Genomic DNA, 14,054 nt, shown 5'->3' on the forward strand with positions numbered 1-14,054 from the left:
AGATGTCCCATGTTCAAGAACGCCCTGCTGCTGGCCGCCCTGTTGCTGCCCGCAGGTTTTGCCAGCGCCCACGAATACAACGTCGGCAACCTGCATATCGCCCATCCGTGGTCCCTGGCGCTGCCGCCGAACGCGCCCAATGTCGCGGCCTATTTCGTCATCGACAACAAGGGTGCCGAGGCCGACCGCCTGCTCAGCGTCGATACGCCGGTGAGCGACCGTTCCGAACTGCATGAGCACGTGATGAACGGCGATGTGATGCGCATGCAGCAGGTACCGAACGTCGCCGTGCCGGCCCACGGCCAGGTGACCTTCAGCCCCAGCGCCTATCACGTGATGATCATGCAGCCCAAGGATCGCAGCCTGCTGACCGACGGCAAGCGCTTCCCGCTGACCTTGCACTTCGAGAAAGCCGGCGACATCACCGTGGAAGTCGCGGTGCAGAAACAGCCACCGGAAGGGACCTCCGCGCACCGGCACTGATCGCTGATTACCGCTCGCCATGAGCCTCACCCGTAGCGAACAGCACCGGCCACTGCGCCCTGGAAACAGGCGCGCGGGCTGGCTGAGCCTGTTCGCCATGCTGATGATCTTCGTCGGTCCGCTGGTTTCCCAGTCGATGCCGATGCAGCACGGCACGTCCATGCCCATGGAAATGGATATGGGCACGGGCATGCACATGGATGGCGGGCACCACGGCGACAACCACCACGGCGGCGATGCCTCGTTGCATGTGATGTGGGAGAAATGCGGCTATTGCAGCCTGTTCTTCCACTGCCCGGCCCTGCCGCAACAGCTCAGCCTGCTCAACAGCGAACCCCTCGCGACCGGCAATCGCCTGGTCGTCCAGCCGCGCCAGGGCCACCCGCGCCCGGCTTTCTTCCCCGGCGCCCGCAGCCGCGCGCCACCCGCCACATCGATCGCCTGACCACCGACAACAACGTGCTTCGCGGACGGCAGCCTGCCGTGCCCGTGTGCACCTTCATGACCGATCGATGTTGGAAAACCTATGTCCAGCTCCACCCCTGTCTATCGTTTGTCCCTGCGCGGGACCATCGCGCTGCTCTGCGGCAGCCTGCTCGCCCCGGTCGTCCTGGCTGCGGAAACCGGCCATGAGGGCCATGACCACGAGCCGGCCGAACTCGGCCCCACCGTCATCACCGCCGTGGCGCCCAGCTCGCCGCTGACCATCGTCACCAACCCCAAGGACCCGCGCCAGCCGGTACCGGCCAGCGATGGCGCCGATTACCTCAAGACCATCCCCGGCTTCTCGGCGATCCGCTCCGGCGGCACCAACGGCGACCCGGTGCTGCGCGGCATGTTCGGCTCGCGCCTGAACATCCTCACCAACGGCGGCGTGATGCTCGGTGCCTGCCCGAATCGCATGGACGCGCCGACCTCCTATATCTCCCCGGAAACCTACGATCGCCTGACCGTGATCAAGGGGCCGCAAACGGTGCAGTGGGGCCCGGGCGCATCGGCCGGGACCATCCTCTTCGAGCGTGAGCCGGAAAAGTTCGGCGAACTCGGCACCCGGGTCAACGCCAGCCTGCTGGCCGGCTCCAACGGGCGCTTCGACAAGGTGCTGGATGCCGCTGCAGGCGGCCAGCAAGGCTATGTACGCTTCGTTGGCAATCAGTCGCGCTCCGACGACTACGAGGACGGTCACGGCGACACCGTGCCGTCGAAGTGGGACAAGTGGAACGGCGATGTCGCCATCGGCTGGACCCCGGACAGCGACACCCTGCTCGAACTCACCGCCGGGCGCGGCGATGGCGAGGCCCGCTACGCCGGACGCGGCATGGATGGCTCGCAGTTCAAACGGGAGAGCCTCGGCCTGCGCTTCGAGAAGTCGAACATCGGCGAGGTCTTCGACAAGATCGAGGCACAGGTCTACTACAACTACGCCGACCATGTGATGGACAACTACAGCCTGCGCACGCCGTCCGGCACCGGGATGATGGCCGGCCCGATGGCGGCCAACGTCGACCGCCGCACCCTGGGCGCACGGATCAAAGGCACCTGGCGCTGGGAGGACGTGACCCTGGTCAGCGGCATCGACGCGCAGACCAACGAGCACCGCAAGCGCAGCAGCATGGGGGTCAACACCTACGGCAACCTGCCCTGGACCAAGGACGCCGATTTCCACAACTACGGCGTGTTCGGCGAGCTGACCTGGGAGCTGGACAGCCAGGATCGCCTGGTCAGCGGTGCCCGCCTGGACCGCGCCTCGGCGAAGGACTTCCGCCAGCGCACCGGCTCGGGAATGATGAGCATGCCCAACCCGACCGCCGGCGATACCCGCGCCGATACCCTGCCCAGCGGATTCCTGCGCTACGAACATGACCTGGTCGATATTCCCGCCACCACCTATGTCGGCCTGGGGCATGCCCAGCGCTTCCCGGACTACTGGGAGCTGTTCTCGCCGACCTACGGCCCGACGGGTTCGGTCAATGCCTTCGATGCGATCAAGCCGGAGAAAACCACCCAGCTCGACTTCGGCATCCAGTACAAGACCGAGGTCCTCGAAGCCTGGGCCTCAGGCTACATCGGCCAGGTTCGCGACTACATCCTCTACGACTACAGCGGCGGCGCCAATGTCTCGCGTGCCGACAATATCGACGCGCGGATCATGGGCGGCGAGATGGGCGTGGCTTACCAACTGACCTCCAACTGGAAGGCCGACGCCACCCTCGCCTACGCCTGGGGCAAGAACAGCAGCGACGGCTCGGCCCTGCCGCAGATGCCGCCCCTGGAAAGCCGCCTCGGCCTGACCTACAGCGAAAGCGCCTGGAGCGCCGGAGCGCTGTGGCGCCTGGTGTCGGCGCAGAACCGGGTGTCGGAGAACCAGGGCAACATCGTCGGCAAGGACTTCGACAAGTCCGGCGGATTCGGCGTGTTCTCGCTCAACGGTGCCTACCGCGTGAGCAAGAACCTCAAGCTCAGTGCCGGTGTCGACAACCTGTTCGACAAGGCCTATGCCGAGCACCTGAACCTGGCGGGCAACGCCGGCTTCGGCTACTCCGGCACGGAAACGGTGAACGAGCCGGGACGCACCTTCTGGACCAAGGTCGACCTGAGTTTCTGATCCAGCCCGGGCGCGGCCGCGTGCCGCGCCCCTCATTCGGGAGCGTTCCATGAGCAAGCCATCGTTTTCCTTCTACAACCTGGCGTGGCGCTGGCACTTCTATGCCGGCCTGTTCGTTGCGCCGGTGATGATCCTGCTGGCGGTCACCGGGATCATCTACCTGTTCAAGCCACAACTTGATCCGCTGATGTACCGCTCGCTGATGGTGGTCGAGGCCGGCCATCACCGGCATCCGGCCGATCACCTGCTGCAGCAGGTGCAGGCGGCCTACCCGGGCGGCCAGGTCAGCCAGTACCTGCCGGCACCCGCGGCCGACCGCAGCGCGCAGTTCGTGGTCAAGCGCGAAGGGCAGGAACTCAACGTGTTCGTCGATCCGTACAACGGCCGGGTACTTGGCGAGCAGGACGCCAAAAGCAACCTGCAGGCCGTGGCCCGGGCCCTGCACGGCGAACTGATGGTCGGCACCGTCGGCGACCGGGTAGTGGAACTGGCGGCCGGCTGGGGCATCGTCCTGGTGGTGTCCGGCCTTTATCTATGGTGGCCACGCGGCGGACGCTTCGCCGGAGTCTTCTGGCCGCGGATGAATGCCCGCGGGCGGCTGCTGTGGCGCGACCTGCATGCGGTCAGCGGCTTCTGGGGTTCGCTGGTCCTGTTGCTGATGCTGCTCAGCGGCATGACCTGGACCGGGTTCTGGGGCAAGCAGTACGCCGACTTGTGGAACCGCTTTCCGGCAGCGATGTGGAATGACGTGCCGAAGTCCGACCAGGAAGCCCGCACGCTCAATACCGCTGCGCGGCAGACCGTGCCCTGGGCGGTGGAAAACACGCCGATGCCGCAGTCTGGCGGCGCCCATGCCGAACACCAGGGCCATATGCACCTGGACAGCGGGCCGGCGGCGCCCGAGGTCAGCCTGCAGAAGGTCGAGGACATCGCCACTGAACGCGGCGTCGAGCCGGGCTACAGCATCACCTTGCCAAGCACCGGCAGCGGCGTGTTCACCATCGCCGTGTTCGCCGACGACCCGCGCAACGATGCCACCCTGCATATCGACCAGTACACCGGCAAGGTCCTGGTGGATGTGCGCTGGCAGGACTACAGCACCGTCGCCCGGGCCACGGAGCTGGGGGTGATGCTGCATGAAGGGAAGATGTTCGGTTGGCTCAACCAGATGCTGATCCTGCTGATCTGCCTGATGGTCCTGCTCGGCTCGGTAAGCGGATTGGTCATGTGGTGGAAGCGTCGGCCGGAAGGTGGCCTCGGTGTTCCGCCGCTGCGTCATGACCTGCCGCGCTGGAAGGTGGCGACGGTGGTGATGATCGTGCTGGGCGTAGCGTTCCCGCTGGTGGGGCTGTCGATGCTGGTGGTGTGGGGACTGGACCGGGTGTTCGGCAAGCGCCTGCTGGTAGCCAGGGCCTGACTCTCAAGAGCGACGCGGAAACTTGTGGGAGCGGGTTCACCCGCGATTGCGGTAGTGCAGCCACTAACGTAATCGCGGGTGAACCCGCTCCCACAAGGTGCGCGGCGCTTTTCAGAGGATCGCCCTGTCCAGACCTATCCGAGCGAAAACTGAAGCCTCACATGTAGTCCCTTTCGCCTTTCCTTGCAGGCGTCCGCCTAAAGTCGAGTCATCTTGTCGCGGCTGCCCCGCAGGCTAGCGTGTTAGCCTAGCCGCCGCTTCACATACAAGAAGACTGCGATTTATGGAATGCACGCAATGAATCAAGACATTACAAAGGACGCGCAGGAACATCACCTGCAACGCAACCTGACCAATCGACACATCCAGTTGATTGCCATCGGCGGTGCCATCGGGACCGGTCTGTTCATGGGCTCGGGCAAGACCATCAGTCTGGCCGGACCTTCGATCATCTTCGTCTACATGATCATCGGCTTCATGCTGTTCTTCGTCATGCGGGCAATGGGCGAGCTGCTGCTGTCGAACCTCAACTACAAGTCCTTCATCGACTTCTCCGCCGACCTGCTGGGCCCTTGGGCCGGGTATTTCACCGGCTGGACCTACTGGTTCTGCTGGGTCATCACCGGCATCGCCGATGTGATCGCCATCGCCTCCTACTCGCAGTTCTGGTTTCCCGACCTGCCGCAGTGGATACCGGCGATCCTGTGCGTCGGCGTGCTGCTGTCGCTGAACCTGATCACCGTGAAGCTGTTCGGCGAGATCGAGTTCTGGTTCGCGATGATCAAGATCATTGCCATTCTCGGCCTGATCGGCACCGGCCTGTACATGGTGGTCAGCGGCTTCCAGTCGCCCAATGGCGATACCGCCAGCCTGGGCAACCTGTGGAACGACCAGGGCATGTTCCCCCACGGCCTGATGGGCTTCTTCGCCGGCTTCCAGATCGCCGTGTTCGCCTTCGTCGGCATCGAGTTGGTCGGCACCACCGCCGCCGAAGCCAAGGACCCGGAGCGCACCCTGCCCCGGGCGATCAACTCGATCCCGCTGCGCATCATCATGTTCTACGTGTTCGCCCTGATCGCCATCATGGCCGTCACCCCGTGGCGCGACGTGGTGCCGAACAAGAGCCCGTTCGTCGAGCTGTTCGTCCTGGCCGGGCTTCCGGCCGCGGCGGCGGTGATCAACTTCGTGGTGCTGACCTCGGCCGCATCGTCGGCCAACAGCGGCGTGTTCTCCACCAGCCGCATGCTCTTCGGCCTGGCCCAGGAAGGCGATGCGCCGAAGGCCTTCGAGAAGCTGTCGAACCGCGACGTGCCGGCCAACGGCCTGTACTTCTCCTGCACCTGCCTGCTGCTGGGCGCGGCGTTGATGTACCTGATCCCCGACCTGGTCGAAGCCTTTACCCTGGTCACCACCGTGTCGGCGGTGCTGTTCATGTTCGTCTGGTCGCTGATCCTGCTGTCCTGGCTGACCTACCGCAAACAGCGCGCAGCACTGCACGCGGCGTCGAAGTACAAGATGCCCGGCGGCCGCTTCATGTGCTGGGCATGCCTGGTGTTCTTCGCCTTCATCCTGGTGCTGCTGAGCTTCGAGACCGACACCCGCCAGGCGCTGATGGTCACCCCGATCTGGTTCCTGATCCTCACCGTGACCTACCAGTTCGTCCGCAGCCGCCGCCACCCGCGCGGCCAGATCGACGCTCCCCGGGGTTGATCCTTCCCTTGCTGGCTATTGCGCACCATCTGGGCGCAAGAGCCTGCACCGTGCCACCGCCTTGGGCTCCAGGGCGGTGCACCGCCAGCGCACAATCCGCCGAAACCCTTGTTCCAGAGCCTGTACACAATCCGGCATAGCCTTTGCTATCGCTCTATCCGCGCAGTCGCCATTTGCCTTACCGCCAATACGAACTCAACGGAGAGAGCACCCATGAAGCGTCGCAGTCTGATCAAGGCCTTTACCCTCAGCGCATCCATCGCCGCGATGGGCCTGAGCTGGAGCATCCAGGCCGCCGAGACCATCAAGGTCGGCATCCTGCATTCCCTGTCCGGGACCATGGCGATTTCCGAGACCTCGCTCAAGGACATGGCGCTGATGACCATCGAGCAGATCAACGCCAAGGGCGGGGTCAACGGCAAGCTGCTGGAACCGGTGGTGGTGGACCCGGCGTCGAACTGGCCGCTGTTCGCCGAGAAAAGCCGCCAGTTGCTGACCCAGGACAAGGTCGCGGTGGTGTTCGGCTGCTGGACCTCGGTGTCGCGCAAGTCGGTGCTGCCGGTGTTCGAGGAGCTCAACGGCCTGCTGTTCTACCCGGTGCAGTATGAAGGCGAGGAAATGTCGCCGAACGTGTTCTACACCGGTGCGGCGCCGAACCAGCAGGCGATCCCGGCCGTTGAATACCTGATGAGCGAGGAAGGCGGCGCGGCCAAGCGCTACTTCCTGCTCGGTACCGACTACGTCTATCCGCGCACCACCAACAAGATCCTGCGCGCCTTCCTGCATTCCAAGGGCGTGGCCGACAAGGACATCGAAGAGGTCTACACCCCGTTCGGCCACAGCGACTACCAGACCATCGTCGCCAACATCAAGAAATTCTCCGCCGGCGGCAAGACCGCGGTCATCTCCACGGTCAACGGCGACTCCAACGTGCCGTTCTACAAGGAACTGGCCAACCAGGGCCTGAAGGCCACCGACGTACCGGTCGTGGCCTTCTCGGTGGGTGAAGAGGAGCTGCGCGGCATCGATACCAAGCCGCTGGTGGGTCACCTTGCCGCCTGGAACTACTTCGAGTCGGTGGACAACCCGGTCAACACCCAATTCGTTTCCGACTGGAAGGCCTACGCCAAGGCGAAGAACCTGCCGGGCGCCGACAAGGCGGTGACCAACGACCCGATGGAAGCTACCTACGTCGGCATCCACATGTGGGCGCAGGCCGTGGAGAAGGCCGGCAGCACCGATGTCGACAAGGTCCGCGAAGCCCTCGCCGGGCAGACCTTCAAGGCGCCGTCCGGCTTCACCCTGACCATGGACAAGACCAACCACCACCTGCACAAGCCGGTGATGATCGGCGAAATCCAGGATGACGGGCAGTTCAACGTGGTCTGGGAGACCGAGCAGCCACTGCGGGCGCAGCCGTGGAGTCCGTTCATCCAGGGCAATGACAAGCGGCCGGATTATGCCGTGAAGGGCAACTGATCCCCTGAGGTCCAATCGCTGGCAAGCCAGCTCCCACAGGGTCCTGCATGCACCGGACCTGTGGGAGCTGGCTTGCCAGCGATGAGGCCCGGAAGAACACCGCACCTCCCCCTACCAGAAAAGGGACCCCGCTCTATGCCCAAGGCCCTCTACCGACTCCTGCTTTCCCTGTGCCTGCTGCTGCCCTTGGCCGCGCACGCCAGCGAAGCCGAATACTTCGCCGCCGCCAAGCCCAACGACCAGGCCCGCCTGCTCCAGGACTGGGCGGCGCAACCCGATCCTGCCCGGCTGACCCTGCTTACCTCCCTGCAGCAAGGTCGCATCAGCCCCGACGACAACCGCAAGCTGCGCCTGAACAATCGCCTGCGCGGCCTGGTGGACAACGCCCTGGCCAGCCATCAGTTGCTCAGCGGCGACCCGGCTACCCGCCTGCAAGCCGCGCAGCAGCTGCAAAAAACCGCGCAACCGGCCCAGGTCGCCTTCCTCGACCGCCAGTACGCCACGGAAAAGGACGACAGCGTCCACGCCGCCCTCGGCCTGGCCCTGGCCAACCTGCAACTGGCCGCCGCCGAGCCTTCGGTGCGCCTCGCCGCCGTGCGCCTGCTCGGCGAGACCGGCGACCCCATGGCCCGCACCCGCCTCGAAGCCCTGCTCGACCCGGCCGTGGAAAGTGACGCCGGAGTGCGCACCGCCGCGGAAACCAGCCTGGCCCAGGTCAAGCGCAAGCTGCTGGTCGGCGAGATCCTCGGCCAGGCCTTCAGCGGCCTGTCCCTTGGTTCGATCCTGCTCCTCGCGGCCCTTGGCCTGGCGATCACCTTCGGCCTGCTCGGCGTGATCAACATGGCCCACGGCGAGATGCTGATGCTCGGTGCCTACACCACCTATGTGGTGCAGATCATGGTCCAGCGCTATGCCCCCGGCGCGCTGGAGTTCTATCCGCTGCTGGCGCTGCCGGTGGCCTTCGCCGTCAGCGCCGGGGTCGGCATGGCCCTGGAACGCACGGTAATCCGCCATCTGTATGGCCGACCGCTGGAAACCCTGCTCGCTACTTGGGGCATCAGCCTGATCCTGATCCAGGCCATCCGCCTGGTCTTCGGCGCGCAGAACGTGGAAGTCGCCAACCCGGCCTGGCTGTCCGGCGGCATCCAGGTGCTGCCGAACCTGGTCCTGCCGTGGAGCCGCATCGTCATCATCGGCTTCGCCCTGTTCGTGGTGCTGCTGACCTGGCTGCTGCTCAACCGCACGCGCCTGGGCCTCAACGTGCGTGCCGTGACCCAGAACCGCAACATGGCCGCCTGCTGCGGCGTACCGACCGGGCGCGTCGATATGCTCGCCTTCGGCCTCGGCTCGGGCATCGCCGGCCTGGGTGGCGTGGCCCTGAGCCAGATCGGCAACGTCGGCCCTGACCTGGGCCAGAGCTACATCATCGACTCCTTCCTGGTGGTGGTGCTCGGTGGCGTCGGGCAACTGGCCGGCAGCCTTTGGGCCGCGTTCGGCCTGGGCATCGCCAACAAGCTGCTGGAACCGCAGATCGGTGCGGTGCTCGGCAAGATCCTCATCCTTGCGCTGATCATTCTGTTCATCCAGAAGCGTCCGCAAGGCCTGTTCGCCCTCAAGGGACGGGTAATCGACTGATGAACCAGCCTCTGCTTGTCACCGCCACGCAAAAAGCCGGACCGAAGCTGTCCCTGGCCATCGGCGCCGTCGTCCTGCTGGTACTGGTCGCGTTGCCGCTGCTTTCGCTGCTGCCGGACGGCCACACCCTGCAGGTCTCGGCCTACACCTTGACCCTGGTAGGCAAGATCCTCTGCTACGCCATCGTCGCCCTGGCCCTCGACCTGGTCTGGGGCTACGCCGGCCTGCTGTCCCTCGGCCACGGCCTGTTCTTCGCCCTCGGCGGCTATGCCATGGGCATGTACCTGATGCGCGAAGCCGCCGGCGACGGGCTGCCGGCGTTCATGAGTTTCCTGTCGTGGAGCGAGCTGCCCTGGTACTGGGCCGGTACCCAGCACTTCGCCTGGGCCATGTGCCTGGTAGTGCTGGCACCCGGGCTGCTGGCCCTGGTGTTCGGCTATTTCGCCTTCCGCTCGCGGATCAAGGGCGTGTACTTCTCGATCATGACCCAGGCCCTGACCTTCGCCGGGATGCTCCTGTTCTTCCGCAACGAGACCGGCTTCGGCGGCAACAACGGCTTCACCAACTTCCGCACCCTGCTCGGCTTCGATATCACCGCGCAAGGCACCCGGGCGGTGCTGTTCCTGCTCACCGTGGCGCTGCTGGTCGCCAGCCTCTACCTGGGCTGGCGCCTGGCCCGGAGCAAGTTCGGCCGGGTGCTGACCGCCCTGCGCGACGCCGAGAACCGCCTGATGTTCTGCGGCTACGATCCACGCGGCTTCAAGCTGTTCATCTGGGTGCTGAGTGCCGTGCTTTGCGGCCTGGCCGGTGCGTTGTACGTGCCGCAGGTGGGCATCATCAACCCGAGCGAGATGTCGCCGACCAACTCCATCGAAGCGGCCGTGTGGGTCGCGCTCGGCGGACGCGGCACCCTGATCGGCCCGCTGCTCGGCGCCGGCCTGGTCAATGGCATGAAGAGCTGGTTCACCGTGGCGTTTCCGGAATTCTGGCTGTTCTTCCTGGGTGCGCTGTTCATCCTGGTCACCCTGTACCTGCCCAAGGGCGTGGTCGGCCTGCTGAAGAAAAGGGGCGAACAATGAGATTCCCGTCGATCCATCCCGAATTCATGCTGGAGCCGATCATCGACGAGGGCAGCGGCCGCGACGCCATCGGCCTTGGCCAGGTGGTTTCGCCGGGCCTCGATGCCCGCCATGGCACGGTACTGACCCTGGAAGATATCAACGTCAGCTTCGACGGTTTCAAGGCCATCAACGGCCTCAACCTGTACATCGGCGTCGGCGAGCTGCGCTGCATCATCGGCCCCAATGGCGCCGGCAAGACCACCATGATGGACGTGATCACCGGCAAGACCCGCCCTACCAGCGGCAAGGCCTGGTTCGGCGACACCCTCGACCTGACCCGCATGAGCGAAGTGCAGATCGCCCAGGCCGGGATCGGCCGCAAATTCCAGAAGCCCACGGTATTCGAGGCGCTGACGGTGTTCGAGAACCTGGAGCTGGCGCAGAAGACCGACAAGTCGGTATGGACCTGCCTCGGCGCGCGGCTCAGTGGCGAGCAGCGCACGCGGATCGACGAGGTGCTGGCCACCATTCGCCTGGAGCCTTCGCGCAATCGCCCGGCGGGGCTGCTGTCCCACGGGCAGAAGCAGTTCCTCGAGATCGGCATGCTGCTGATGCAGGACCCGCAGTTGCTGCTGCTCGATGAGCCGGTGGCCGGCATGACCGACGCCGAGACCGAGTTCACCGCCGAACTGTTCAAGAGCCTCGCCGGCAAGCACTCGCTGATGGTGGTGGAGCACGACATGGGCTTCGTCGGCAGCATCGCCGACCACGTCACCGTGCTGCACCAGGGCAGTGTGCTGGCGGAAGGGTCGCTGGCACAGGTGCAGGCGGATGATCGGGTGATCGAGGTTTATCTAGGGCGGTGACCCCATCGCTGGCAACGCCAGCTCCCACAAGGTCCGCAGCGACGCCGAACCCTGTGGGAGCTGGCGTTGCCAGCGATTGGCGACAACACGGACTCACAGGACAACACACATGCTGAAAATCGATTCCCTGCACCAGTACTACGGCGGCAGCCATATCCTGCGCGGCCTGTCGTTCGAGGCCAAGGTCGGCGAAGTCACCTGCCTGCTCGGGCGCAACGGCGTGGGCAAGACCACCCTGCTGCGCTGCCTGATGGGCCTGGTGCCGGCGCGCGACGGCAGCGTCAGCTGGGAAGGCCAGGCCATCACCCAGCTCAAGCCGCACCAGCGGGTCCAGGCCGGGATCGCCTACGTGCCCCAGGGCCGCGAGATCTTCCCGCGCCTCACCGTCGAGGAAAACCTGCTGATGGGCCTGTCGCGCTTCGGCGCCAGCGAGGCGAAGAAAGTGCCCGAGTTCATTTACGAGCTGTTCCCGGTGCTGCTGCAAATGAAACACCGGCGCGGCGGCGACCTCTCCGGCGGCCAGCAGCAACAGTTGGCCATCGGCCGGGCGCTGGCCAGTCGTCCGCGGCTGTTGATCCTCGACGAACCCACCGAAGGCATCCAGCCTTCGGTGATCAAGGAAATCGGCGCAGTGATCAGCAAACTGGCGGCCCGCGGCGACATGGCGATCCTGCTGGTGGAGCAGTTCTACGACTTCGCCGCCGAGCTGGCCGACCAGTACCTGGTGATGTCGCGGGGCGAGATCGTCCAGCAGGGCCGTGGCGAAAACATGGAAGCCGAAGGTGTGCGCGGGCTGGTAACCATTTAATCTGGCGCCCTGCCCTACCCTGTGGACAACTGCCATGCCTCACACCTTCCGCGACGCCAGCCCCGCCGATTTGCCGGGTATCCGCGCCATCTACAACGACGCCGTGCTCAACACCACGGCGATCTGGAACGAACAGCCGGTGGACCTGGCGAACCGGAAGGCCTGGTTCGACGGGCGACAGGCGCAGGGATACCCGGTCATCGTCGCCGTGGACGACGCGGGGGACGTCGCTGGCTACGCCTCGTTCGGTGATTGGCGGCCTTTCGAAGGGTTCCGGCATACCGTGGAACATTCGGTGTATATCCGCGCCGACCAGCGTGGGCACGGATTGGGGCCGACGTTGATGGAAGCCCTGATCGAGCGGGCGCGCCAGTGTGGCAAGCATGTGATGGTGGCAGCGATCGAGAGCGGCAATGCCGCATCGATCCGGCTGCATGAGCGGTTGGGATTCCGGGTGACCGGCGAGATGCCGCAGGTGGGGGTGAAGTTCGGGCGGTGGCTGGATTTGACCTTTATGCAACTGGTGTTGAATCCGGGGGCTCAACCGTCCGACTGATCCTACGGCTTGCGCGAACCCTGTGGGAGCGGGTTCACCCGCGATTACGTCAGTGGATTCACCATGGCAATCGCGGGTAAACCCGCTCCCACAGGGTTCGCGGCGTTCTCAAGTTATTGCACGAACCGCCCCAGACGCTGGCGCAACATGACGTTCTCGCTGCGCAGTTGCTGCACTTCCTCCAGCAGCTCCAGCGCCAGCGCAACGCCTTCCCATTCCAGTTCCAGCTCCGCGTGCAACCGCGCGGCGCGCTTGGCCAGAACCGGCGAGCGGTCGTCGAACAGCCATTCCTCAGGCGTTCGCCCCGATGGTTCAACGATGCCGTGTTCGACGATTTGCATCACGCAATCGGCCGTAAGGTCGGCCTCCTGGCAAAAGGTACGCATGTCCAGCTGAACGATCAGGGTGCTACTCATGGTCACTTACTCCATTGAGTTCGCGGGTTGAACCCGGCCTTCTCCGACAGTTTGCTCCACAGTTCACGGGTGGCGGCATCCGATTGCGCCGGCATCACCACCTTGAGTTGCGCGTAAAGGTCGCCGCGCTGGCCCTGCTTGTTGGCCAGGCCCATGCCTTTGATCCGCAGGCGCTGGCCGCTTTGGCTGTCCGGGCGGATGGTGAGGTTGACCTTGCCGGTGAGGGTCGGCATTTCCACCTTGGTGCCCAGCGCCGCTTCCCACGGCGCCAGGGGCACGGTGATGATCAGGTCATGACCTTCGACATCGAACAGCGGGTGAGGTGCGAAGCGGATGACCAGGTACAGGTCGCCATTCGCCCCGCCTCCCACACCCGGCGCGCCCTGGCCCTTGAGGCGGATGCGCTCGCCGTCGGTCACCCCGGCGGGGATCTTGACGTTGAGGGTCTTGGTGGTGTCGCCGGTGCGCTGGCCCATGGCGTTGTACTGGGGCACCTGGAAGCTGATCTTCTTCGATTCGTTGGCCAGGGTTTCCTCAAGGAACACTGCAAGTTCCATTTCCACGTCCTGACCTCGCCGACCGCTGCTGCGCTGCTGTTGACCACGGCCGAACGGATTGCCGTTGCCACGACCGGCCGATCCGAAGATCGAGCTGAAGAAATCCGAGAAATCGCCACCACCGAAGCCACCGCCACCGGCGCCGCCACGGCTTTCCCAGCCGGGCGGGGCCTGGAACGGCCGGCCGTGCTGGCCGCCGTACTTGCGGATCTCGTCGTATTCGGAGCGCTTTTCCGGGCTGCCGAGCACTTCGTAGGCCTCGTTGGCCTCCTTGAACTTCTCTTCGGCGTCACGCTCTTTGCTGACGTCCGGGTGATACTTGCGGGCCAGCTTGCGGTAGGCGGTCTTGATCGCCTTGTCGTCCGCCGTCGGCTCGACGCCCAGTATCTTGTAATAGTCTTTGAAATCCATCGAAGGAATCACCGTCGGTTAAATGCACTGCCTCTGAAGATTGGGGTCAA

Annotated in this window: 13 protein-coding genes; 11 read left to right on the forward strand and 2 right to left on the reverse strand. The window is 64.9% G+C overall.

Features of this window, described 5'->3' with window-relative positions; translation table 11 throughout:
- Window positions 1–9: 9 nt before the first annotated feature.
- The 11 genes from ACPFMA_RS25830 to ACPFMA_RS25880 all read left to right on the forward strand — a co-directional run bounded on the left by ACPFMA_RS25830 (window position 10) and on the right by ACPFMA_RS25880 (window position 12,620).
- The gene (locus ACPFMA_RS25830; RefSeq protein WP_425929096.1) at window positions 10–483 is read left to right on the forward strand and encodes a copper chaperone PCu(A)C; all 474 of its coding nucleotides are present in this window, start codon (window positions 10–12) and stop codon (window positions 481–483) included.
- A gap of 19 nt (window positions 484–502) precedes the next feature.
- A complete protein-coding gene (locus ACPFMA_RS25835) occupies window positions 503–928 on the forward strand; it encodes a DUF2946 domain-containing protein (protein ID WP_425929098.1) in 426 nt (141 codons plus the stop codon).
- An 81-nt stretch (window positions 929–1,009) separates the two neighbouring features.
- Complete coding sequence (locus ACPFMA_RS25840; RefSeq protein WP_425929100.1) at window positions 1,010–3,088, forward strand: TonB-dependent copper receptor; 2,079 nt, start codon at window positions 1,010–1,012, stop codon at window positions 3,086–3,088.
- 49 nt (window positions 3,089–3,137) lie between these two features.
- On the forward strand, window positions 3,138–4,505 hold the full coding sequence (locus ACPFMA_RS25845; protein ID WP_425929101.1) for a PepSY-associated TM helix domain-containing protein: 1,368 nt from the start codon (window positions 3,138–3,140) through the stop codon (window positions 4,503–4,505).
- A gap of 297 nt (window positions 4,506–4,802) precedes the next feature.
- Entirely contained in the window at window positions 4,803–6,215 is a 1,413-nt protein-coding gene (gene cycA, locus ACPFMA_RS25850; protein WP_064301556.1) for a D-serine/D-alanine/glycine transporter, read from the forward strand.
- A gap of 213 nt (window positions 6,216–6,428) precedes the next feature.
- Window positions 6,429–7,694, forward strand: a complete 1,266-nt coding sequence (urtA, locus tag ACPFMA_RS25855; RefSeq protein ID WP_064301555.1) for an urea ABC transporter substrate-binding protein — start codon at window positions 6,429–6,431, stop codon at window positions 7,692–7,694.
- Between the two features lie 135 nt (window positions 7,695–7,829).
- Window positions 7,830–9,329, forward strand: coding sequence for an urea ABC transporter permease subunit UrtB (gene urtB, locus ACPFMA_RS25860; RefSeq protein ID WP_279896477.1), 1,500 nt, complete (start codon window positions 7,830–7,832; stop codon window positions 9,327–9,329).
- Window positions 9,329–10,408 (forward strand): urea ABC transporter permease subunit UrtC, encoded by a 1,080-nt coding sequence (gene urtC, locus ACPFMA_RS25865; RefSeq protein ID WP_279896479.1) that lies wholly within the window; start codon window positions 9,329–9,331, stop codon window positions 10,406–10,408. The genes urtB and urtC overlap by 1 nt, the downstream gene beginning before the upstream one ends.
- Window positions 10,405–11,256, forward strand: coding sequence for an urea ABC transporter ATP-binding protein UrtD (gene urtD / locus ACPFMA_RS25870; protein ID WP_425929103.1), 852 nt, complete (start codon window positions 10,405–10,407; stop codon window positions 11,254–11,256). Before urtC ends, urtD begins: the two co-directional genes overlap by 4 nt.
- 109 nt (window positions 11,257–11,365) lie before the next feature.
- Entirely contained in the window at window positions 11,366–12,064 is a 699-nt protein-coding gene (urtE, locus tag ACPFMA_RS25875; RefSeq protein WP_009394316.1) for an urea ABC transporter ATP-binding subunit UrtE, read from the forward strand.
- Between the two features lie 34 nt (window positions 12,065–12,098).
- Window positions 12,099–12,620, forward strand: a complete 522-nt coding sequence (locus ACPFMA_RS25880; protein WP_425929105.1) for a GNAT family N-acetyltransferase — start codon at window positions 12,099–12,101, stop codon at window positions 12,618–12,620.
- Window positions 12,621–12,733: 113 nt separating this feature from the next.
- Here ACPFMA_RS25880 and ACPFMA_RS25885 read toward each other — a convergent pair whose 3' ends face one another.
- Window positions 12,734–13,036 (reverse strand): chaperone modulator CbpM, encoded by a 303-nt coding sequence (locus tag ACPFMA_RS25885; protein WP_009394319.1) that lies wholly within the window; start codon window positions 13,034–13,036, stop codon window positions 12,734–12,736.
- Window positions 13,037–13,038: 2 nt separating this feature from the next.
- The gene (gene cbpA, locus ACPFMA_RS25890; protein WP_425929107.1) at window positions 13,039–14,004 is read right to left on the reverse strand and encodes a curved DNA-binding protein; all 966 of its coding nucleotides are present in this window, start codon (window positions 14,002–14,004) and stop codon (window positions 13,039–13,041) included.
- Between the last annotated feature and the right edge of the window lie 50 nt (window positions 14,005–14,054).

Source organism: Pseudomonas sp. NyZ201 (assembly GCF_049860765.1).
GTDB classification, from domain to species: domain Bacteria; phylum Pseudomonadota; class Gammaproteobacteria; order Pseudomonadales; family Pseudomonadaceae; genus Aquipseudomonas; species Aquipseudomonas bharatica.